Origin of the sequence: Lentilactobacillus parakefiri, from assembly GCF_002157585.1 — a bacterium.
Lineage (GTDB): Bacteria > Bacillota > Bacilli > Lactobacillales > Lactobacillaceae > Lentilactobacillus > Lentilactobacillus parakefiri.
Window position 1 is genome coordinate 53740 of record NZ_BDGB01000072.1, and the last position, 21798, is coordinate 75537.

The window sequence follows — 21798 nt, forward strand, 5'->3', positions numbered from 1 at the left end:
CCCTCCTTTAACTGTGATATAAATAAAAGCTTGGCCAGTTTTGACCAAACTTTTACGAATTTGTTTATTCGACCGAAATTAAGAATGGGTAAACTGGCTGGTCCCCTTCATGAATTTCAACTTCCAGTTCGTCATCCAGCTCCAAAATACCGGCCTGGACCTTTTCAGCGGCCTTCTGGTCGGCACCTTCGCCGTAAATAATTGTGATCGCTTCACTATCATCATCGAGCATCTTTTTGACCATCTGAATAGCAGTGTCGATCAGATCATCGCCAGCCGTGGCAATGTCACCATCGACGATGCCCATGAACTGATCTTTTTTGATATCCAAATCATCAATTTTGGTATCTCGAATAGCGGTGGTGACTTGGCCAGACTTAACCGTTGGCAAATTATCTTCCATTGCCTTTTGATTATCTTCCAGTGAATTTTCAGGATTAAACCCAAGCATGGCAGTAATGCCCTGTGAAATGGTCTTTGAATGAACAATCACTGTCGGAATATCCACCACCTTGGCAGCTTGCTCAGCAGCCAGGAAGATATTTTTATTGTTTGGCAGGACGATCGCTTGCTTCGCTTTGGTATTCTGAATCGCGTTAACAATGTCTTCGGTACTTGGGTTCATTGTTTGACCGCCGCTGACAATATAGTTAGCGCCTAAACTTTCGAATAGTTGGTTCAACCCTTTACCCGAAGAGACCGAAATAATGGCCGTGTCTGAAGTTGGTTGCTGGGTGCTGATACTTTCGGCTCTTTGAATTGGTGAGGCGTCTTCGTGGCTGTCCTCATCTTCTTCAATGATGGTTTCTTGTTGGAGCCGCATGTTATCAACTTTGACGGTTGCCAAATCCCCAAATTCCTGACCCCAGGCGAGGACCTTGCCGGGATGTTCAGTGTGGACGTGGACCTTAACAATGTCATCATCATTGATCACTAACAGCGAATCACCAAGTTTGGCCAGGTAATCATAAAAAGTCTGGTAGTCAAATTTATGATCAACCTCTCGACCCTTGCCGATTCGAACCATAATTTGCGTACAGTAACCGTACACGATGTCTTCTGGATTTAGTTTGCTCTGAACGCTTTGATCGGCGACTTTAATCATCTGATTCATTTCAGCATCATTCGGCTGATATTCGCCAGACTCCGCTTCGTTTCGACCATTCAAAACATCATCGAAGGCCTCCAATACAAATACCAATCCTTGACCACCAGAATCGACAACGCCGACCTGTTTAAGAACCGGCAGCAAATCCGGCGTTTTCTCCAATGCCGACTGAGAAGCTTGATAAATCGCATCCATCACGGCTACCACATCATTGGTTGTGGAAGCGGCCTTCTTACCGGCAGTTGCGGCCATTCGAACAACCGTCAAAATGGTTCCTTCAGTTGGCTTCATGACGGACTTGTAGGCAATCTCCGTTCCAGCAATAAAAGCATCAGAAATATCTTGCGCACTCAGGGTTTGCTTTCCTTCAGTTGATTTGGAAAAGCCGCGGAAAATCTGCGATAAAATAACCCCTGAGTTGCCTCGGGCACCCATTAAGAGTCCCTTAGCCAAAGCAGCGGTTAAGTCGCCAACGTTTGTCTTGACGTCTTTGTTGACGTATTTGTACCCAGAAGCCATTGACAGGCTCATGTTGGTCCCCGTGTCGCCATCTGGAACTGGAAATACGTTCAGTGAATTGATAAAATCAGAATTTTTATTTAATTTAGTTGCGGCTGCTTGAACCATTGCCGTAAATTCGGTGTTGGTAATTTCTGTAACTTTCAACAACTTGTCCTCCTTGGTCACTTGCATAATCAGTCATTCATTATCTGAACGCCTTGAATGATGACATTGACCGAATTTGCAGATACCCCAAGCATACTTTGCAGGTTATATTTAACCTTTGCTTGAACGTTTTTAGAAACTTCCGAAATCTTGTTGCCATAAGCAACGATAATATAAACATTCACTTCGATTTCATTGTCGTGTTGTTTAACCACAACACCCTTGAAATAGTTCTCGCGGTTTAAAATCGTGTTGACATTGTCTCTAAGCTGATTGCGACTTGCCATACCCACGACACCGTAATTATCGGTAGCGGCGCCCCCAACAACGTTTGCAATAACATTGTTGTCGATGTCAACTGTTCCGAATCTGGTTTTGATTTTGACGGCCATGTGCAGCAGCCTCCTTAATTTTCTATTAACCTTTAACGATAGTTAATATTACCACAATAACGCTAAAAACCAAAGTAATCTTGACGGCGATCAGAGGACTGTCAAGTATAATTACTTGAAAGAAAAGTATTGCAATATCAATGTATCTATGATAAATTATTCTAGTGTAATGAAACAGACTTTAACACTAAAATCAAAGAGAAGGGAGATTTGTTACCCATGGCAAAGGATTTTATTAATGGTAAGCGTACCCACTTTGGTAACAAACGTTCACACGCTTTAAACTCAAGCCGTCGTACCTGGAAGCCAAATTTGCAAAAAGTTCGGATTCTTGTTGATGGCAAGCCTAAGAAGGTTTGGATTTCTGCCCGAACCCTTAAATCAGGTAAAGTTACCCGCGTATAACAATAACTTGGATCGATGTTAATCGGTCTTTTTTATTACCCTCAAATAGGGGCAACGCTTAGTAAACCGAAAACGGTTGCTGAACGTTGCCCCTATTTTTTAATTATATCGATTAATATCTTTACTTTGAATCACACACATCACCCCACTGCCAAACTTGAATTTAGCAGTATTCCCAACAAATTCATTGCTGGCCAAAGACATTGGGTGTTTCACTTGATAGTCATCTAACTGATACTTTTCGTCAAATAATGTCAAGTGATCCATCGGCGTCAAGGCAACGAAGGCTAAGTACTTTTTATCAGACTCTTTTTCAATTTGATAAGTCCCTGGCAAAAAGAAGGTGATCGTGTTTTGCTTGTCAATCATTCGAATTTTTGGTGCATATGGCTTGAAACGCGGTCCCAGGACCATCCACAGGTTAGCCAGAAAATGATCCAGCCGGCCACCTGTCGCACCATAAATATCAAGTCGATCAGCATGGTGTTCCTGCAAGGCGACCTTCAGCCCCAATTGAGTATCAGTATCGTCTTTTTCAGGAATCGATTGGCGGATATCTTTAATGTGGTTGCGAACCAACTGAAGTTCGGCAGGCTTCAAAGAATCAAAATCGCCAATCGCAACGAGTGGGTCGATTCCCCGCTCGATCAAATGGAGATTGCCTCTATCGATGCCGATCCAATCGCCTTTAATCTGTCCATTTTTTAGCTCGTCAGGCCAGAGGTCAATGGGGCCGCCAACCAATAGATTTAAGATCTTCATTTATTTGGTCGCATCCTTTATTGCTTTGATTCGGCTAACTGGATCATCGGCGTCAAAAACGTATGAACCGGCAACCGCAACCGTTGCCCCGGCTTGGTAAGCCCCAACAACGGTGTGATCATTGACGCCACCGTCAATTTCGATGTCAAAGTTCAAGCCTTCAGTTTTTTTCAACTCATTGAGTTCGGCAATCTTCTTAACCGTCTCAGGCAAGAACTTCTGGCCGCCAAAACCAGGGTTAACGGTCATCACGAGCACTTGGTCAACCATGTACAGCACGGGTTTTATAGCTGACACAGGCGTGCCGGGATTGATGACAACTTCGGCCTTGACACCCTTATTCTTGATCATTTGCAAAGCACGGTGAATATGGGGAGTTGATTCCACGTGGACCCCAATAATGTCGGCACCGGCATCGGCAAATTGGTCGATAAACCGTTCCGGTTGTTCAACCATCATGTGGACGTCTAAAACCATTTTGGTAATTGGTCGAATCGCTTTCACCCAACCCGGCCCATAAGACAAAGCAGGCACAAATTGGCCGTCCATGATGTCGATGTGAAGCACTTCTGCCCCACCCTGGTCGACTTTTTCAATATCTTTTTGTAAATTAACATAATCTGCGCTCAAAATTGAAGGTGCAACTTTAATCATAACGAACTTCCTCACTTTTTATAATTTGGTTTCCGGTTTTTGATGTCGGTGTACAGTTGCAGGTAATTTTCATACCTGCTCTGCATGATTTCACCACTCGCCACTTCTTTTTTCACTTCGCAGTCCGGTTCATTGACGTGAACACAGCCCCGAAAACGGCACTTAACAGATGCCCGTTTGAATTCAGGGAAGTAATTGGCCAATTGCCGGTAATCAATCTCTAGGGTATCGTAGGACGAAAATCCTGGCGTATCCGCAATATAACCGTCGTTTACCCGCAGTAAAGCCACTTTGCGGGTGGTATGTTTACCACGATTCAATGCGGCCGAAATCTCACCGGTTGCGAGCTGTAGATCCGGTGCCAAGTGATTGAGAAGTGTCGATTTACCGGCACCCGTCTGTCCCATTATCACATTTTCTTTTCCTGAAAACAATTGCCGTAAATGGTTCAATGAATTTTGATCAAAGGCGGCGTCCGGCAGAATGACGTCGTAAGGAATCTTGGTGTATGCAGCAGCCAAATCTTTAAAATAGTGACGCTGTTCTTCAGACAATAAATCCGTTTTAGTGAAATAAATAATCGGCTTAATGTTGGCAATTTCCAGTGCAATCAACTGGCGGTCCAGTAAATTGCTGGAAAAGGCGGGCTGAGTCGTTGCCGTTGCCACAATTGCCTGGTCAATATTGGCAATCGGCGGCCGCACCAATGAATTCTTTCGTGGTAGCATCTTTAATATGTATCCCTTGTCGCCATCTTCCACTTGGAACTCAACGTCATCACCCACCAACGGTGTAATTTGACGTTTTCGAAAATTCCCCCTGGCACGTGTTCGATAAACTTTGCCTTCTGAGTGGACATCATAAAAGCCACTCAAAGACTGAAAAATCTTTCCCTGTTTCAATTGATCACCTCGATAAAAAGTCACTTCCCTTATATTATAAGAGAAGTGACTTTGTTTTGCAGTAATTATTAATGTGAATTATAGGTGACATTATTATCACGCATGATCGTTCGGCCATCACGGACCACTTTGTATTGGCCAACTTCACTGCCTGACAGTTTAAATGGCAAGGTCACTTGCGTGTCTTTGGTAATCACCATTTGTTTGTAAACTGTCGACAAGCTGTGATCATGATCCTTCAAATAAATCAACACCACGTTTTCATTTGAGCCAGAGGTACTCTCAGTCGATGCATCATCACTGGAGATCCCACTTTCATTCAACGTCGAGTCAGATGACGCTGCAGAATTGTTGTCCAGATACGGAATGGTAATTTTAACGTTAAAGCTCTTCAGCTCATCCGAACTGTCCTTCTTAGGACCACGGGAAATCCAAACGGCAACATTGCCACCCTGTTGGATCGATTCATTCGCATTCGGTGATTGGCGAACCACCCGCCCCTTTGGTTGGTCGTCTGAATAAACGTAATCAAAAGTAGGATTAATTTCTACCTTATTTGAATATGAGACAACCTGGGCCTTGGTCATTCCGGTTAAATCTTTGAGGGTAATTCGTTTGACCCCGGTCGATACAACAAAAGTCAGTGTCTTCGTTGCCGGATTGAAACGTTTACCAGATTCAAAATCCTGCTGCAGGATCCTGCCAGAGCCAAATGAACTTGAAGGTGCGTTGCGTTTATGAACGGTAAAGCCTTCGTCTTCCAGCTTCTGTTTGACAACGTCATATTCCTGACCGACATAGTTGCCGACCCGAACCAGACGAGGCCCGGAACTCACCACCAAGCTGACCTTAGTCCCCTTTTTAACCTTGGAAGATTCTTTTGGACTGGAGCTGATCACTCGGTGGCGATCGATTTTGTCACTACTCTGGTATTTGATATCACCGACAACGAGGTCGGCATCCTTAATCTTGGCTTCGGCTTCAGTTTCCAGTGTCCCAGAGACAATTGGAACCGTCGTTTTACCGTTAGCGGAAACAATCATGTTCAATGCCATGATTATTAGCAGAACACCAACAATCCCCCCGATAAGCCACCATCGACGTCGACGCTTTTTCTTCGCTGGCTGCTTGTTATTTGTCGGCTGAGTTGCCTTTTCCTCACGCTTAGCCGGATTGGCAGCTGCTGAGGCGGTCGTATCAGCTAATGGCGAAAACGGCATAACCCGAGTTGCTTCGTCAACCGAATTTTGAGGCGGCTGAACCGTAAATTTCGGTTCGTTGGCCCGCGACTTGTCCAAAGAAGTGTTCAAGTCCGCTGCCATCTCATTGACGGTCTGATAGCGATCATCCGGATCCTTGGCAGTGGCTTTCAGCACAACATTTTCCATTGCCTGTGGGATGCGGGGATCAAAGTCCCTAACCGAAGGCATTGGTGTCTGCGAGTGCTTAATCGCAATTGAAACGGCTGTATCACCATTAAAGGGTACTTTACCGGTTAAAATTTCGTAGAGAATAATCCCTAATGAATAGATATCCGACCGCGTGGTTGCCATCTGCCCCTTAATTTGCTCAGGAGACAGATAGTGAATTGAGCCAATAATCGAGCGGGTCTGCGTCATGGTATCTTCTGTACCGGCCCGTGAAATTCCAAAATCAGTAATCTTAATATAGCCGTTTTTATCGACTAGAATGTTCTGTGGTTTTAAATCACGGTGAATAATATTGTGGCGGTGGGCTTCACTGACAGCTGAGCAAATCTGCTCCATAATGTTGACGACTTCAGCGTAGGGAATTGGGAAATTATCTTTGATGTACTTCTTTAAATCTTCACCGTCAACAAACTCCATGACCAGATACTGCATCCCTTCAACTTCGTCAACATCATAAATGCCAACAATATGGGGATTGTCTAGCTGAGTAGCCGCCATTGCTTCATGCTGAAAGCGTTTCTTGGCTTTGGGGTTATCACGAAAGTCCAAACGCAGCAGCTTGACGGCAACCTTTCGCTTCAAAATTAGATCTTCGGCCAGGTAAACGTCAGCCATGCCGCCTTCGCCCAAGCGACCGATAATTTCATAGCGCCCGTTTAATACGTAACCCTTATTCATCGGCGGTCACCTCCGAATCGTACTGGGCGATCAAAACAGTGATGTTATCCAATCCACCATTTTGATTTGCTGATGAAATTAGCATGTCGCATTTTGTCTGTAATTCTTCATCTAAAGACAAAATCTTTTCGATATCCGCATCATCGACCATGTTGGTTAATCCATCGGTACAGAGCAGAATTTGATCGCCTGGTTGTGCAGTGTAAGGCTTAAAGTCAGCCACCGAGTCACTGTTAATGCCCAGACTCTTGGTAATAATATTTTTGTATGGATTGGTTTTGGCTTGGTCTGGGGTAATATCGCCGTGTTTGACTAATTCGTTCACATAAGAATGATCTTCAGTGATCTGAGTGAATTCACCTCTGGAATAAACATACCCCCGACTATCACCGATATTTGCGATCAGACTCTGCTTGCCATCAATCAGTGTTGCTACGATGGTTGTTCCCATACCGTGGAGTCGAGTATCAGTGTTGGATTCATCGATAATCGCTGTGTTTTCTTTGGCCAACTGAGTTTTAAACCAGGTTTCAATTTTATCCAGACTGGAAATTGTCGTTGCTTCAAAAGCTTCTTCCATGTGCGTAACCACCATTTGAGAGGCAACTTCACCGGCATTATTACCACCGATTCCATCAGTAATTAAGGCCAAAATCAGGCCGGTTTGATTTTTAAACGCACCGACGGCATCTTCATTTTTGTCACGAACTTTTCCAGTTGAGGATTGATAGGCAATTTGCAAATTGATCAACTCCGTTATGATTTCCGAATGAGGGAGCAAACAAAGAAGCCGTCTGAATCATAATCATCAGGATAGATTTGAACCATCTCACTATCTGAATTCAAATTTTTGGCAGTCTTTGTCTTAGCAACTTCAAAATTAGGGTTCTCGTTAATAAACTTGGCGATAACGTCTTGATTTTCCTGCTTAACAATTGTGCAGGTACTATATGTAATAGTACCACCAGTTTTAACTTTGGCGGAAACCGCGTTTAAAATCTGCAACTGGATCTCACTGAGTCGATTGATATCGGCAACTGTTTTGTCGTAACGAATTTCTGGTTTTCGTCTGAGAAGCCCCAGTCCGGAGCATGGCGCGTCAACTAAAATAGCATCAAATAAGCGATCCTCAAATTTGGTATCAACCTTGCGGGCATCTAGTTCAAAGGTTTCAACCTGCTTGTAGACCCCAAGACGAGTGGCATTTCGCTGAACGGTCTTCAGTTTATTTTTATGAATATCCAACGCAAAGACTTTACCAGTCTTTAAACGGCTGGCAATTTGGGTCGTCTTGCCGCCTGGGGCACTGCAGGCATCCAAAACGTTATTGTCCGGAGCGATTGACATCGATTCAACTGGCAGCATGGCACTTTCATCTTGAATGGTCAAGAGACCATCAGTGAAAAAGTCACTGTGAATGATTTGACCATCATTAATGATAATGCCTTCACTGGCAACTTGACTGGGTTCGGCGTCGAAGCCGGCCTTAGCCAAATCAGCCAATAAATCCCTTTGAGAGATTTTGCTCAAATTAGCGCGAACCGACTGCTTGGGTGCTTTATTGAGGGATGCCAAGATTGAAGCCGTTTTGGGTTTGCCGAGTTGGACTTCAAGCATCTCAACCAACCAGGTTGGCACGCTATATTCAATCGATAAACGAGTCTTTTCATCCTGAATGTCGTCTAAGTTAGGCATCCCCTGGCGATCCATCTGATGCAAAATGCCGGTCACAAATCGACGGGTTCCGTCATGACCCATTTGTTTGGCAATTTTAATAGTTTCATCAAAAATCGCCCGTTTGGGAACCCGATCCAAATATTCTAACTGGTACATGGCAGTATAAAGTAACTCTTTGACCCATGTCTCAGTTTTTTCTGGTTCACGAAGAAATGGTCGGAGCTGATATTCCAGTGTCAAGCGGTGCTGAATCACCCCATACACAATGTTGGTAAAGAGACCCTTATCAGCAGGACCCATCGAAGTTGACTGAATGACTGCGTTAATCTGCAGATTTGAATATGAACCATTGCTGGTGCGAACTAGCGTCATCACTGCAAGTTGACGTGGATTGTTTGTTGTATATTTCATTTATTTAATCACCTGTTGGCCAACTTTAAGTGACTGACCAATCCCATTTAAGTAATCTGTTATTTGTTGTTTTGGCTTGCCGGCCGGCTGAAGTTCCTGAATTGAAAGAACGGTTCCTTCTCCAGCGGACAATAGTAGTTGGTGCTTGGTCTTTTCAACCACGGAACCGGGCGTCAAATCGGTTGTTTGATCAATGACGGCAGCTCGCCAAATCTTGGTTCGCTTACCGTTGATCATCGTGTAAGCGACCGGATCCGGGCGAAGCGCACGAACTTTAGCGTTGACCATAAATGCAGTTTGATCGAAGTCCAATTGTTCCTCCTCAGGTTTAATGTTGGGTGAAAAGACGACTTTGTCTTCATCTTGAGGAACTGGTGAAACATCACCAGAGATCACTTTCGGCAAAGTCGACAACAGCAAGTCACGGCCCACAATACTGAGCTTGTCAAACATTGTCTCGGTATCGTCATCTGAATGAATTGGAATCGCTCGTTGTGCCAAAATATCGCCGGCATCCATTTTTTTAACCATATAAATGAGGCTGATACCGGTTTGTTGATCACCGTTCATAATTGCATACTGAACCGGAGCGCCACCGCGATATTTCGGTAGCAGCGAGCCATGAACATTGACGGACGCAATTTTGACGGCGTTTAACATCTTCGTCGGCAAAAACTGACCATAGGCAGCCGTGACAATTAAGTCTGGATGAAGGTCAATCACCCGTTGCATTTCTGGACTCCCACTAAGTTTTTCAGGCTGAAAGACCGGTAGATGATTGGCAGTGGCCGCTTGTTTCACCGGACTTTGAGAAATCTGGTGCTTGCGTCCGACTGGTCGATCCGGCTGGGTGACAACACATAAAATATCGTATTTTTGATCAAGTAATCCTTGTAAAATCGGCACCGCAAACTGCGGTGTTCCCATGAAGACAACTGTCGTCAAATTGATCGTTTCCTTTCGTGATTCAAATTACATAAAGTCCAGAGGCTCGTTATCGATAGCGATTTGAAGACCTTGACGCTGCTTTTTTTGTGACTGGACTAAAATGTTATCTAAAGTGGCTTTTAGCTGAGGTTCCTTTCGATACTTAATAATAATTTGGTAATAGTAATGGTTGTTGATCCGGGTAATTGTCTTTGGCGTTGGGCCTAAGATAATCGCCTTTTTTGATAAATGCTTTTTCAAAAAGTTCATAATGCCAAACATCTCAGAAGCCGTCTGATTCTCACTGGGAGAATTGCCGGTTAGCTTAACGGTATAGTAGTATGGCGGGTATTTGCCATCGTGGCGAACACGCATTTCGGTTGCATAAAACTTCTCGTAATCCTGGGTCTTTGCCAATTGAATTGCGTAGTGATCAGGATTAAAAGTTTGGATGATGACCTCACCAGTCTTGTCGGCGCGTCCTGAACGGCCTGAAACTTGCGTGAGCAGTTCAAAGGTCCGTTCACTTGACCGAAAGTCTGGAAATTGCAGTGCGGAATCGGCATTCAAGACGCCCACTAAGGTGACTTCGGGAAAGTCTAATCCTTTGGCAATCATTTGGGTTCCCAGTAAGATATCCGCTTTGTGAGCGCCAAATTGATCAATAATTGCTTCATGAGACCCCTTTTTACGGGTGGTGTCAACATCCATTCGCAGAACTCTGGCGAATGGAAACATATCTTTGACCTGTTCTTCAAGCTGCTCACTGCCCATCCCATAAAAGCGAATCCGCTTACTGTGGCATTGTGGGCAGACGGTTGGCACCGGTTCCTTGTGGCCGCAATAGTGACAGTTAAGGGTGTGTGTATCTTTGTGCATCGTCAGTGAAATATCGCAGTTGGGACATCGAGGCACATACCCACAGTCGCGACACATCAAGAACGCAGAATAACCGCGGCGATTCAGTAATAAAATTACCTGCTCATGTTTGTCTAAGCGAACCTGAATGGCATCAGCCAATTTTGTTGATAAGGCGCTATGGTGTTTGGCCAGTTCAGTCTTCATATCAATAATCGATACGTGTGGTAAAGCGTGTTGATTGATCCGATGGGGCAGCCGTAACAGCGTGTAGACACCCTTCATTGCCCGCGCACGGGATTCAAGTGATGGTGTGGCACTTCCCAGTACCACCGGGCAATTGTTGTAGGCAGCCCGCCATTTTGCCACATCCCGGGTTTGGTAACGGGGGTTGTCAGCTTGTTTGTAGCTGCTGTCGTGTTCCTCGTCCATAATAATTAAGCCAACGTTTTTAAGCGGTGCAAAAACCGCTGAACGCACACCGACAACCACCTTGGCTTTGCCCTGATTAATCCGCTGCCACTCGTCGTAGCGCTCGCCAGCAGACATGGCGCTATGAAGCATGGCAACTTGATCTCCAAACCGGCTGCGAATTCGACCGACAATCTGGGGCGTTAAAGTGATTTCAGGCACCAGCATTAGTGCCGTTCGCCCTAACTCAAGAGCATGGGCAATTGATTGCAGGTAAACCTCGGTTTTCCCAGAACCGGTGACGCCCTCCAGTAAAAAGACCTGATCCTTTTGGTGGGTGATTGCCTGCTCAATCGAATCAACGGCAGTTTGCTGATCCGGCTGTAATTTAAACGGGTGGCTGGGCGCGACATCTCTCATAAATGGATTGCGGACGTGGCGTTTCAGAGTCGAAGCCACCCAGCCCTTCTTTTCGGCAGTTTTCAGAGTCGCACTGGTGATGCCTAACGACGCCCATTTTGAAACAAGCAGGATGTCATTTTGATACTTTCTTAACATGTGTAAGAGTTGAATTTGACCGACTGCGTTTTTACGAACCGACTTGAGGGCGTCGTTAATCTGAGGTTGGTTTAATTGGCCCTGATAGGCCTTTCGCATAATTGGCCGAGCATGATGAGTCAAGTCGTACTCGACTTTTATATCGCCACTTTTCTGCAGCTTTAAAATCTCCGCCAAAACTTGATTATTAAATTTTTGGCGGTCATATTCAACTTCTGGTTGGCCTTGAAAAATTTCTGGATACTGGTTACAAACCTGTTGATTTTTGGCAATCAGTTTCTTCTGATTTTTGGTCCGCATCCCACCGGGCAGCATCGTTTGCAGACAGCTGATTTTAAATGAATATGTTTGGTCGGCCAGCCATTCCGCCAGATTCAGCAGTTCAGAATCAACCACGGGATATAAATCGATCAGGTCAGAAATTGGTTTCAATTTTCCATTGAAGCTGGAACTGTTAGAAACGCCAACCACAAACCCGGTAATTTTCCGGTTGCCAAAAGGAACCTGCACCCGCATGCCCGGTTGAACTTGATTGGCTAAATGGTCTGGAATCGAATAGCTGAACGGACTGTTGGTTTGGCGCGTTGGAACGTCAACAATAACTTGAGCAACCTGCAAGGCAGATTCTCCTTTCGCTTATTTTTGCATTTGTTTTGAAATAATCTCAATTAACTGATCAGCAATCCTGGGCTTACTTTCAACGGCGGTTTTGATTTGTTTACCGTCAGCAAATAAAAATGTCACTTGATTGTTATCGGCGTTAAACCCGATCCCAGTTTGAGAAACATCGTTGGCGACGATCATGTCCAAGTTTTTGGCTTGAATCTTTTTGGTAGCGTTGCTGATTAAATCGTTAGTTTCTGCAGCGAAGCCGATAACAAGTTGGCCCGGTTTTTTGATCGTCGCAATTTTCTGTAAGATATCCGGATTTCTAACGAGTTCTAACGCCATGGTTTGATTATCAGCCGTCTTTTTAATTTTTTTATCTGCCACCTTAGCAGGTCGATAGTCGGCAACGGCTGCGGCCATTACCAAGATATCCGCGTGAATAAACTGTTGTTGAACTGCATCAAGCAATTCGAGGGCCGTTTCAACCTGAATCAGCTTGATGCCGACCGATGGCGTAATCAACGGATTAACGGCAATTAAAGTGACGTTGGCACCGGCCTGCTTGAAAGCATTGGCAATTGCAAACCCCATCTTCCCGGATGAATGGTTGGTTAGATAGCGAACGGGATCCAGTGGCTCTCGGGTGCCTCCGGCGGTAACGACGACAGTTTTGCCGGCTAATCGTCCCTTTTGAGGCAGCAATTTTTCATCAACCCACGCCAAGATTTCAGTTGGTTCCGGCATCCGCCCCTTACCGGAATATCCCTCGGCAAGAAAGCCTTCCGCCGGTTCCATGATTTGAACTCCGACGCCTTTCAAATTGGTGATATTTTCCTGGGTGGCAAAATTAGTGAACATATGAGTATTCATGGCCGGCACAACAAATATCGGTTTGGTCATGGTCAATAAAGTTGAAGTGACCACATTGTCGGCAATTCCGTTTGCCATTTTTGCAATTGTATTAGCGGAGGCTGGGGCGACAATGGCCAAATCGGCAGCGTCAGCGGTCTTAACGTGAGGAATGATTGTCGGATCTTCGCTGACAAAATCGTCAATTAAGACGGTATTCTTGCTGACAGTTTGAAACGTCAGCGGCGTGACAAATTTCTGTGCCGCTTCACTCATCACCACGTGAACATCATTGTGATTTTTCACTAAGAGACGAACCAGTGATAAAGATTTATAGATGGCAATGCTACCAGTGACGAATACGGCAACATTTTTGTTTTGAAACATCTTTCCACCCCATTTCAGATTTCATTCTTTATTGTACCAAATCTAAGGCGGATAAAAACAGTCGGTGCTTTGAAAATCGACCGCAATCTGGTGGGAAAGCTTTTGCTAATCAGGAAATTACGACAACGCCGCTTGACAAGTTTAGTCATTCGGCTAAGTCAGACTAAGTGGACACAAACTCCTATTCGACAGTAAATGCAAAGGGACTGCCAGCAAAACGGTCGTTTTGCCACAGTCCCTTAATGATCAATCTTATTCAAAATCTTTTGCTTTAGGGTCAATCTTTAACACACCGGCAGCAACTTCTTCCAAAGCTTTGCCAACAGACTTTTGTGATTTGTAATGGTCTAGTAACGGTTTTGCACCGGCATCCAATTCATGCGCCCGTTTGCTGGACAAGGCAATCAATGAATAACGGGAATCAATTTTATCTAACAATTTATCAACAGATGGGTAAAGTAACATATTATTTATCTCCTAACATTGATTCATAATCGGGCATAACCCGAGCGACTTTTAATCGTTCACTTCTAATAATTGACTTGATTCGGTCGACAGCCAGAGGAACCTGGTCGTTTAAGACAGCATAATCATAATTCCGCATCATACTGATTTCGCCAACCGCCTTTTTGATGCGCTTGTTAATGATATCCATCTTGTCAGTTCCGCGACCCACCAAGCGATGTTTTAATTCCATCAAGTCTGGCGGCGTCAAAAAGACAAAAACCGCATCTGGAACGTTGGCACGAACCTGCATGGCACCGTTGACTTCAATTTCCAAGAAAACATCTTTGCCAGATTCCAAAGTCTCATTGACATATTTTAATGGCGTACCATAGTAGTTGTCAACATACTTGGCGTATTCGAGCATTTCACCATTCTGAATGTTCTCTTCGAATTGCTCCTTAGAAACAAAATAATAATCGACACCGTTCTTCTCACCAGGGCGCGGTTTTCTGGTTGTCATTGAAGTTGAATATTCAAAATCAACATCCGGCTCCTCGAACAACGCTTTGCGCACCGTTCCCTTGCCAACTCCAGACGGTCCTGATAAAACAATCAACATTCCTCTTTTAGCCATCGAAAAAATCCCTTCAATTATTTGTAATACTAGCTATTATCGCCCTTTTTGCACCATTTGACAAGTACCAGCAGGCTGATTAAGAAATTTACATTTTGGGGTTGCGTTTTAGAACGAACGTTCGTATAATGAAGCTACAAACAAATGTTCGGGGTGAACAAAATGCAAAACAAACAATCGTATCTTTCAGAAATTACCAAAACGTTCAAAACCAACTATGATCGTTTCTTCGAAATTGTCCGAAACACTCACCAAATCAAACAGATGCCAACTTTCCAGCTGAACTACTTCATTCAGAAAACACTAGAAAACCATTTCCCAATCACGATTGAATTTAACGATCAGAATAACGAACAGTCCGGCTACTTGAGCAAAATTTCCGCTGATCGTTACCTGCTTACTTCAGATGATAATCACTTCAGTAGAATTGTTAAGCTATCAGAAATTAAAGCAATCCGTAAATACTAAGATTATTATATCAGATTAGCTTTTAGGGCTTGGCGCAAAACAATTAGTTTTGCGCCAAGCCCTTTTCCATTCTGATGCTTATTTAGCTAACCGGCTGGTTGATAAACAGCTCCTGGCCGGACCCGTTGAAGCTGAGCACTGATTTCCTCAACGCTGTTTTAGGAATCTTTGATCTTTTGCTTTTCTTCATCGGCCAATTTCAATAACTCGCTGGCATGCTCTTTGGTTAACTTGGTGATGGCTGTCCCGGAAAGCATCCTGGAAATTTCAGCAACGCTTTGCGCAGTTGTCAGTTCCGTAATCGTCGTGGTCGTCCGATCGTTAGCAATCTTTTTTTCAATAAAGTCATGATGATCACTCATCGCAGCAACTTGCGGTAAATGGGTAATACATAAGACTTGCGATTTTTGCGAAATGGTATAAATTTTATTTCCAATGGCTTGAGCAACCCGCCCAGAAACGCCGGTATCAACTTCATCAAAGATAATCGATGTGACACCAGCTGCTTTGGCAAACATTGTCTTTAAAGCCAACATAATTCGGGATAGTTCCCCACCGGAAGCAGACTTGACGAGAGGCAGCATTTTCTCACCCGGATTGGTCTGAATATAAAATTCTACTCGATCAGCCCCCAGCCGATTTAGGGCACGATTTTGCTGAATATTGACCTCAAAGACCGCTTTATCCATATAAAGGTCAGATAACTGCTGGTGAACGGCCTTTTCCAGTTTCTTCGCCCACCGATGACGGACATCTGAAATTTTAGTTGCCCGTTTAATTAAATCTGATTTGAGAGCCGCTAGTTGATTATCCAAATCGTCACTAGCTTCGGCATCTCCAGACATTTGTGCCAGTTCTTGCTTGATTTTGGCAAGGTATTCCAAAATTTGACTAACGGAGTCGCCATACTTGTGCTTCAATTGGTAGATGCTGTTGAGTCGCTGTTCAACTTGATCTAGTCGGTCCTGGTCGAATTCTAAATTGCTCAGCTGATCAGAAATCTGGCTGGCGACGTCTTGAAGCGCAAAAAAGGCGCCGGATAAATTATCCGAAATTTGTTTGTATTCCGGATCCAGCTCTTCGATATCCTGCATAGAACTCATTGCCGAGCCAATAGAATCAATTGATCCACTGGCATCCTCATCGCCGTTAATTCCTTCATAACTTGCCAAAAGGGCGTCGTGAATCTTTTGAAAATTGTTTAGCCGGTCTCGTTCGGCAACTAAATCGGTATCTTCATTTTCGTGAAGATCGGCAGTTTGAATTTCTTTAATTTGAAATTTTAGCATATCGACTCGCTGAGCCCACTGCTTCTCGTTTTGATGCTTTTTTTGGTTTAAGTCCCGCAACTTGATGAATGTGTCATATTGAGCTTGATAAGATTGCAAAATGTCAGTTAATTCATCTTCTGCATAGTCATCCAACAATTGAATGTGACGTTCCGGCCGCATCAACTCCTGATGATCGTTTTGACCTTGAATATCGACAATCGTCTCACCGATTCGTTTGAGAGTGGCAATATTAACCATAATGCCATTTACGCGACAGCTATTTCGGCCATTGGCAAAGATAACCCGTTCGATGATCACATTTCCGTCACTATGATCAATACCAAGGTCATCTAAGACATTATATGTTGGGTTATCATCATGAAGGATGAAATTACCTTGAATGACGGCCTTAGAAGCACCAGTCCGAATCAGGTCAGGGGATCCCCTTCCGCCAACCAAGAGGCCGACAGCATCAATAATAATCGACTTTCCAGCACCGGTTTCACCTGTCAACACTGTCATCCCTGATTGAAAATCAATATCTAAATGTTCAATGATTGCAAAATCGGTAATTGATAATTCGAGTAACATGTCTTCAACCTCTCAATAATCCTTAATCAGTTCCTAACATACTATTGATCTGATTGCGCATATTAATCGCATCGGCTTCAGTTTTGCCAATAATCAAGACCGTGTTGTCATCGCCGAGGGTGCCGAAAATCCCGCTATAGTTCATCTGGTACATCAAACTAGAAATGACTGGCCCACTACCAGGTAAGACCTTCATAAAGACCAACTTGTCTTGTGAATCAACTGACACAAAGGAGTCCCGGATGGATTGCACCAGTTTTTTTTCGGTGTCGATATTTTTTTGAGTCGGCAAACTGTACCGATACCCACCAGTAACGGAAGGAACCTTAACCAATTGCATATCCTTAATGTCTCGCGAAACAGTCGCTTGAGTCACTTTGATCCCTTGCTTATCCAGTAGTGAGACAAAATCTTCCTGCCGTTGAATATTATTACTTGCCAGTAATTGTTTGATTAGCCTTTGGCGTTCTTTCTTACGCATCATTACACCCCCAACAATAAAATTGAATAAAAATACAGGTTTAAGAACCCTTTAATTCAGAATAAGCGTTCTCGATGACTTTTTCAATCGAAACATTTGGTGACATGACCGGTTGATCATCAGATTCTAATTCAACTAGGAATTCAATATTCCCAGCGCCCCCTTTGATCGGCGAGAAATCAAGGTTTTGAACTGAGTACCCGTTGGCAACGGCAAAGTTCAGAATCTTTTCCAAAACCATTTTATGAACGGCAGGATCTTTAACGATCCCATGTTTACCAACATTCGCTTTGCCAGCCTCAAACTGGGGCTTAATTAACGCAACAACGTGCCCATTTTTAGTAAGGATCTCTTTTAAGGGTGGTAAGATCAATTCTAAGGAAATAAATGACACGTCAATTGAAGCAAACTGTGGCTGCCCTTGCGTAAAGTCAGCCAGTTTGCTGTATCTAAAATTCGTATGCTCCATGACGACCACCCGCGGATCCTCCCGCAGTTTCCAAACTAACTGGTTACTGCCAACATCCAGAGCATAGCTCAATTTAGCACCACTTTGCAGCATAACGTCCGTAAACCCACCGGTTGATGAACCGATGTCTAATACGGTTAGTCCCTTGACATCCAGATGAAATACTTTGAGGGCCTTCTCAAGTTTTAATCCACCACGACTGACGTAAGGCATTTGTTTGCCTTTGAGATGCAGATCAGTATCAACTGGAATTTTAGTTCCCGGCTTATCCAAACGTTCTTCGTTATCACCGAGAATCTCCCCCGCCATTACTGCTCGTTTAGCCTTCTCCCGGGTGTCAAATAACCCTTGAGTGACCAATAATACATCGACTCGTTGCTTTTCCATATTACTTTTCGTCCTTATTTTTAAAATAACTTGTAAAATCGTTTAACAAGCTGTTATCAATCGATAAATCGTCGCCGGCAGTTGTGAGTGCTTGTTGAGCAGCAGCCACAGTCTGGTGGAGCATTTCATACGACTTAGTTAAGCCAACCAGGTTGGGATACGTATTCTTGTTTGCATCTTGGTGAACCGGTTTGCCAATTTCAGCTTCGGTTCCGACCACGTCCAAAATGTCATCATAAATTTGGTAAGCTTCCCCAAATTTTTCGGCAAAAGTTAACATTGCTTCACGCTTTTCGGAAATGACCCGTCCCATAATTAGCCCCGCCTCGACAGCATAACGAATCAAAGCACCGGTTTTATGACGGTCCAGTTTTTGAAGGCCCGTCAACGATAACCGAGTGCCCTCATATTCGATGTCGTCTGCTTGCCCTGAAACCATTCCGTGGGGACCGGCAGCTTTGGCAAGCGCCAAAGTAAGCTCCGCCTGGGTTTGACTATCGAAATCATTATCCACCAACCATTGAAATGCCAGTGGTTGAAGACCGTCACCAGCAAGGGTCGCCATCCCAGCACCAAATTTAATATGATTGGTTGGCTTTCCCCGTCTAAGATCGTCATTATCCATGGCCGGCAAATCATCATGAATCAATGAATAGGAATGCATTAATTCCAAGGCACAGCTGGCCTTTAACGCGGAGTGGTCAATTGGATCGCCCAAGCTGGTCAAGACGGCCAGTGTCAGAAGTGGGCGCAAGCGTTTTCCACCAGCATTCACTGAATAGCTCATAGCTGCTGTTAAGGTCTTTTGATCAGCATCTTTTTCAATCTCGTTTTCCAATACATCATTAATTTTTGGAATCCACAACTGTTCAAGGTCAGTTAGTTTGGTTGCCATCGCTACCATCCTTCTCATCTTTAGGCGCTTCAAAAGCCACCTCGTTGCCATCTTTGTCCATCATTTTGGCCATTGTGTGTTCTGCCTTGGTTAAAGTGTCTTGAAGCTGTTCACTCAATTGAATTCCGGTTTTAAATTTGGCCATCGACTCTTCCAAGGAGACGTTTCCCTGCTCTAATTGGTTAACAATTGTCTCCAGTTCGGTCATTTTTTCCTCAAAGGTTTGATTAGCTTGTTTGTCAGACATATTATTTCTCCTTCTTTGCATTAATCTTGTTGACAGAAGCGTTGACAGAAGCGTTGACGGTACCATCACTGAAATGGACATCAATTGTTTGACTGTGCAAATCAGCGACCCGTTTGATCAATTGCCCCTGTTCGTCAGTTGTATACGTATAACCTCGACTGAGGATCTTCAGCGGGCTCAAATGGTCGAGTGATCCAACCAACATCTGGTAATGTTGGGAAACATTTTTCAGATTCTGAGTCGTTGCCCGATTGAGGCGGTCTTTAAGGGTTCCCAATTTTTGCTGTTGTTCTTTGATGGTATAGGTTGGCGCCACGAGTCTCAGGCGTAACTTGAGGTCGTTAAAGCGTTCCTTTTGCTTACCCGTAATTTTGTCAGATTGATTGTAGAGTCGTTGATTCAATAAATCCAATCGTTGAGAGAAAGTTTCATAAATCCGCTGCGGGGACGTAAAAACCGTTGACTGCTGGAGTCGCTTCAAACGCAACTTATTCGCTTGAACCACTTGGTAAGTCGCATTGATAATCCGATTTTGAGTCGTTCTCAAGTCGACTAACACCTGGTCAAGACGTGGAACGGCCAGTTCAGCAGCCGCAGTTGGCGTCGCTGCACGAACATCCGCAACTAAATCAGCAATGGTCGTGTCAGTTTCGTGGCCAACCGAGGAAATCACTGGAATTTTACTTGCAACAATCGCTCTGGCAACATTTTCCTCATTAAAGGGCCATAAGTCCTCAATCGAGCCACCACCACGGCCGACAATTAGGGTATCAAAACTCCCTAGTTGATTGACCCGCTCAATCTGTCGGACGATGTCTTCACTCGCCTCGGCTCCTTGAACCAGTGCCGGAAACAGGACAATCTGAGCAATCGGATAGCGACGCCGAACGGTGGTAATAATATCACGAATCACCGCACCACTGGGCGAAGTGACAACCGCAATCCTTTTAGGAAATTGGGTCAGTGGCTGCTTGGGCAAATTAAACAATCCTTCAGCAGACAGCTTTTGTTTGAGTTGCTCATAAGCTTGATATAGTTGACCGACGCCGTCAGGTTCCATCTGTTCGACGTAGATCTGATAACTTCCGCTCGGCTCATAGACTGAAATATGTCCCACAACTAGAACTTTCATTCCTTCTTCGGGAGTGAACTTTAGCCGGTTGAAAGCCGATTTAAACATGATTGCACTAATTTTAGCGTGATCATCTTTTAAGCTAAAATACTGGTGGGCATTCGGTCGTAGTCGAAAATTGGAGATTTCCCCAGTGAGGTATACCTTAGTTAAATACGGATCAACATCGAATTTTCTTTTAATATATTTTGTTAAGGCGCTAACGGTTAAATAATCATTCGCCACGTTCAAGGCTCCATTCTGCTAAATCAACGGTTTGCTGCATCAAGGTCGCAATTGTCATTGGGCCAACACCTCCTGGAACCGGTGTGATGTAAGAAACTTTATCAAACAAGTCATCATAATCGGTATCCCCTACTAGATGACCTTCTTCGTTAATGTTTTGACCAACATCAATAATCACGGCTCCCGGTTTGACATCGTCTTTTGTCACGGTGTGGAGGCTACCAGTTGCTGAAACAATCACATCGGCATTCTTCGTATACTCAGTAATATCTTTTGTTAATAGGTGGAGAATCGAGACCGAAGCGCCGGCATTTAACATCAATGCAGCCATCGGTTTGCCAACAATGGCACTGCGACCGATCATCACCGTGTTCTTCCCTTTCAAATCAATGTTATATTCTTTGAACATTGTCATCACACCCTTGGGCGTGCATGCCACTGGGTACTTGGTTGAGTCATTTAAGTATAACTTGCCAACGTTGATTGGATGAAAGCCGTCGACATCTTTTTCAGGCAAAATGGAACGTGTAATCTGCTTTTCATTAATTTGTTTTGGTAGTGGGTCCTGCACCAGAATCCCCGTAATCTTAGGACTTTGGTTGTAGGCCTGGACAACGTTTAGCAGTTCTTGCTGTGTGATCGTATCAGGCAATTCTCTGACGATTGAATAGATCCCTAATCGTTCGGCTGTCCGGTGTTTATTTCTAACATAGCGCTGACTGGCCGGATCCGTTCCAACGATGATTACAACTAACCCTGGTGTGATTCCGTGTTGATCCTGAAGTTGTTTTACCCGGTCACTCGTTTGTGAGTTTAACTTCTTTGCCAATGCCTTACCATCAATAATCGTTGCCATTTAGAAATCGC

The 21798-nt window shown here is 44.2% G+C and carries 22 protein-coding genes; 2 read left to right on the forward strand and 20 right to left on the reverse strand.

Annotated elements, in window-relative coordinates; translation table 11 throughout:
- Window positions 1-64 precede the first annotated feature (64 nt).
- Both LPKJCM_RS08005 and LPKJCM_RS08010 read right to left on the reverse strand, forming a co-directional pair.
- The gene (locus LPKJCM_RS08005) at window positions 65-1774 is read right to left on the reverse strand and encodes a DAK2 domain-containing protein (RefSeq protein ID WP_087069597.1); all 1710 of its coding nucleotides are present in this window, start codon (window positions 1772-1774) and stop codon (window positions 65-67) included.
- 29 nt (window positions 1775-1803) lie between these two features.
- A complete protein-coding gene (locus LPKJCM_RS08010; protein ID WP_057963120.1) occupies window positions 1804-2166 on the reverse strand; it encodes an Asp23/Gls24 family envelope stress response protein in 363 nt (120 codons plus the stop codon).
- A gap of 219 nt (window positions 2167-2385) precedes the next feature.
- Here LPKJCM_RS08010 and rpmB point away from each other — a divergent pair, with 219 nt between their 5' ends.
- Entirely contained in the window at window positions 2386-2571 is a 186-nt protein-coding gene (gene rpmB, locus LPKJCM_RS08015; RefSeq protein WP_057963119.1) for a 50S ribosomal protein L28, read from the forward strand.
- Between the two features lie 99 nt (window positions 2572-2670).
- Here rpmB and LPKJCM_RS08020 read toward each other — a convergent pair whose 3' ends face one another.
- The 11 genes from LPKJCM_RS08020 to gmk all read right to left on the reverse strand — a co-directional run bounded on the left by LPKJCM_RS08020 (window position 2671) and on the right by gmk (window position 14765).
- Window positions 2671-3333 (reverse strand): thiamine diphosphokinase, encoded by a 663-nt coding sequence (locus LPKJCM_RS08020; RefSeq protein WP_057963118.1) that lies wholly within the window; start codon window positions 3331-3333, stop codon window positions 2671-2673.
- Window positions 3334-3987: a ribulose-phosphate 3-epimerase gene (gene rpe, locus LPKJCM_RS08025; RefSeq protein WP_057963117.1), complete on the reverse strand. Its 654-nt coding sequence runs from the start codon at window positions 3985-3987 to the stop codon at window positions 3334-3336. It lies immediately after the preceding gene.
- A gap of 11 nt (window positions 3988-3998) precedes the next feature.
- Complete coding sequence (gene rsgA / locus LPKJCM_RS08030) at window positions 3999-4889, reverse strand: ribosome small subunit-dependent GTPase A (protein WP_057963116.1); 891 nt, start codon at window positions 4887-4889, stop codon at window positions 3999-4001.
- Window positions 4890-4957: 68 nt separating this feature from the next.
- Window positions 4958-6997, reverse strand: a complete 2040-nt coding sequence (gene pknB / locus LPKJCM_RS08035) for a Stk1 family PASTA domain-containing Ser/Thr kinase (RefSeq protein ID WP_057963115.1) — start codon at window positions 6995-6997, stop codon at window positions 4958-4960.
- The gene (locus tag LPKJCM_RS08040) at window positions 6990-7739 is read right to left on the reverse strand and encodes a Stp1/IreP family PP2C-type Ser/Thr phosphatase (RefSeq protein WP_057963114.1); all 750 of its coding nucleotides are present in this window, start codon (window positions 7737-7739) and stop codon (window positions 6990-6992) included. Before LPKJCM_RS08040 ends, pknB begins: the two co-directional genes overlap by 8 nt.
- Before the next feature lie 14 nt (window positions 7740-7753).
- Window positions 7754-9085 carry a 16S rRNA (cytosine(967)-C(5))-methyltransferase RsmB gene (gene rsmB, locus LPKJCM_RS08045; RefSeq protein WP_057963113.1) on the reverse strand — a complete coding sequence of 444 codons (1332 nt, stop codon included), beginning with the start codon at window positions 9083-9085 and terminating at the stop codon, window positions 7754-7756.
- Entirely contained in the window at window positions 9086-10030 is a 945-nt protein-coding gene (gene fmt / locus LPKJCM_RS08050; protein ID WP_057963112.1) for a methionyl-tRNA formyltransferase, read from the reverse strand.
- A gap of 27 nt (window positions 10031-10057) precedes the next feature.
- Complete coding sequence (gene priA / locus LPKJCM_RS08055) at window positions 10058-12457, reverse strand: primosomal protein N' (RefSeq protein WP_057963111.1); 2400 nt, start codon at window positions 12455-12457, stop codon at window positions 10058-10060.
- 18 nt (window positions 12458-12475) lie between these two features.
- Window positions 12476-13684, reverse strand: coding sequence for a bifunctional phosphopantothenoylcysteine decarboxylase/phosphopantothenate--cysteine ligase CoaBC (gene coaBC / locus LPKJCM_RS08060; RefSeq protein WP_057963110.1), 1209 nt, complete (start codon window positions 13682-13684; stop codon window positions 12476-12478).
- A 252-nt stretch (window positions 13685-13936) separates the two neighbouring features.
- Window positions 13937-14149 carry a DNA-directed RNA polymerase subunit omega gene (gene rpoZ / locus LPKJCM_RS08065; RefSeq protein ID WP_057963109.1) on the reverse strand — a complete coding sequence of 71 codons (213 nt, stop codon included), beginning with the start codon at window positions 14147-14149 and terminating at the stop codon, window positions 13937-13939.
- Window position 14150: 1 nt separating this feature from the next.
- Window positions 14151-14765 carry a guanylate kinase gene (gene gmk, locus LPKJCM_RS08070; RefSeq protein WP_057963108.1) on the reverse strand — a complete coding sequence of 205 codons (615 nt, stop codon included), beginning with the start codon at window positions 14763-14765 and terminating at the stop codon, window positions 14151-14153.
- Window positions 14766-14927: 162 nt separating this feature from the next.
- Between gmk and LPKJCM_RS08075 the strand changes: the two genes are divergently transcribed.
- Window positions 14928-15233: a hypothetical protein gene (locus LPKJCM_RS08075; protein WP_225364161.1), complete on the forward strand. Its 306-nt coding sequence runs from the start codon at window positions 14928-14930 to the stop codon at window positions 15231-15233.
- A 158-nt stretch (window positions 15234-15391) separates the two neighbouring features.
- Here the strand turns inward: LPKJCM_RS08075 and recN are convergent, their stop codons facing one another.
- From recN to LPKJCM_RS08110, 7 genes are read right to left on the reverse strand one after another with little or no spacing between them, the layout of a single operon-like run.
- On the reverse strand, window positions 15392-17095 hold the full coding sequence (gene recN, locus LPKJCM_RS08080) for a DNA repair protein RecN (RefSeq protein ID WP_057963106.1): 1704 nt from the start codon (window positions 17093-17095) through the stop codon (window positions 15392-15394).
- Between the two features lie 22 nt (window positions 17096-17117).
- Complete coding sequence (locus LPKJCM_RS08085) at window positions 17118-17576, reverse strand: arginine repressor (RefSeq protein ID WP_057963105.1); 459 nt, start codon at window positions 17574-17576, stop codon at window positions 17118-17120.
- A 40-nt stretch (window positions 17577-17616) separates the two neighbouring features.
- A complete protein-coding gene (locus LPKJCM_RS08090; RefSeq protein ID WP_057963104.1) occupies window positions 17617-18432 on the reverse strand; it encodes a TlyA family RNA methyltransferase in 816 nt (271 codons plus the stop codon).
- 1 nt (window position 18433) lies between these two features.
- Window positions 18434-19327 (reverse strand): polyprenyl synthetase family protein, encoded by an 894-nt coding sequence (locus LPKJCM_RS08095; RefSeq protein ID WP_087069598.1) that lies wholly within the window; start codon window positions 19325-19327, stop codon window positions 18434-18436.
- A complete protein-coding gene (locus LPKJCM_RS08100; RefSeq protein WP_057963102.1) occupies window positions 19308-19574 on the reverse strand; it encodes an exodeoxyribonuclease VII small subunit in 267 nt (88 codons plus the stop codon). The genes LPKJCM_RS08095 and LPKJCM_RS08100 overlap by 20 nt, the downstream gene beginning before the upstream one ends.
- A 1-nt stretch (window position 19575) precedes the next feature.
- Window positions 19576-20931, reverse strand: coding sequence for an exodeoxyribonuclease VII large subunit (gene xseA, locus LPKJCM_RS08105; RefSeq protein ID WP_057963101.1), 1356 nt, complete (start codon window positions 20929-20931; stop codon window positions 19576-19578).
- Window positions 20921-21787, reverse strand: a complete 867-nt coding sequence (locus LPKJCM_RS08110) for a bifunctional 5,10-methylenetetrahydrofolate dehydrogenase/5,10-methenyltetrahydrofolate cyclohydrolase (protein ID WP_057963100.1) — start codon at window positions 21785-21787, stop codon at window positions 20921-20923. The genes xseA and LPKJCM_RS08110 overlap by 11 nt, the downstream gene beginning before the upstream one ends.
- Window positions 21788-21798: the final 11 nt, after the last annotated feature.

Coding starts and splice junctions, on each gene's coding strand:
- LPKJCM_RS08010 (WP_057963120.1), bottom strand. CDS start 2,166: ATGGCCGTCAAAATCAAAACCAGATTCGGAACAGTTGACATCGACAAC.
- rpmB (WP_057963119.1), top strand. CDS start 2,386: ATGGCAAAGGATTTTATTAATGGTAAGCGTACCCACTTTGGTAACAAA.
- LPKJCM_RS08020 (WP_057963118.1), bottom strand. CDS start 3,333: ATGAAGATCTTAAATCTATTGGTTGGCGGCCCCATTGACCTCTGGCCT.
- rpe (WP_057963117.1), bottom strand. CDS start 3,987: ATGATTAAAGTTGCACCTTCAATTTTGAGCGCAGATTATGTTAATTTA.
- pknB (WP_057963115.1), bottom strand. CDS start 6,997: ATGAATAAGGGTTACGTATTAAACGGGCGCTATGAAATTATCGGTCGC.
- rsmB (WP_057963113.1), bottom strand. CDS start 9,085: ATGAAATATACAACAAACAATCCACGTCAACTTGCAGTGATGACGCTA.
- coaBC (WP_057963110.1), bottom strand. CDS start 13,684: ATGTTTCAAAACAAAAATGTTGCCGTATTCGTCACTGGTAGCATTGCC.
- rpoZ (WP_057963109.1), bottom strand. CDS start 14,149: ATGTTACTTTACCCATCTGTTGATAAATTGTTAGATAAAATTGATTCC.
- gmk (WP_057963108.1), bottom strand. CDS start 14,765: ATGGCTAAAAGAGGAATGTTGATTGTTTTATCAGGACCGTCTGGAGTT.
- LPKJCM_RS08075 (WP_225364161.1), top strand. CDS start 14,928: ATGCAAAACAAACAATCGTATCTTTCAGAAATTACCAAAACGTTCAAA.
- recN (WP_057963106.1), bottom strand. CDS start 17,095: ATGTTACTCGAATTATCAATTACCGATTTTGCAATCATTGAACATTTA.
- LPKJCM_RS08085 (WP_057963105.1), bottom strand. CDS start 17,576: ATGCGTAAGAAAGAACGCCAAAGGCTAATCAAACAATTACTGGCAAGT.
- LPKJCM_RS08090 (WP_057963104.1), bottom strand. CDS start 18,432: ATGGAAAAGCAACGAGTCGATGTATTATTGGTCACTCAAGGGTTATTT.
- LPKJCM_RS08095 (WP_087069598.1), bottom strand. CDS start 19,327: ATGGCAACCAAACTAACTGACCTTGAACAGTTGTGGATTCCAAAAATT.
- LPKJCM_RS08100 (WP_057963102.1), bottom strand. CDS start 19,574: ATGTCTGACAAACAAGCTAATCAAACCTTTGAGGAAAAAATGACCGAA.
- LPKJCM_RS08110 (WP_057963100.1), bottom strand. CDS start 21,787: ATGGCAACGATTATTGATGGTAAGGCATTGGCAAAGAAGTTAAACTCA.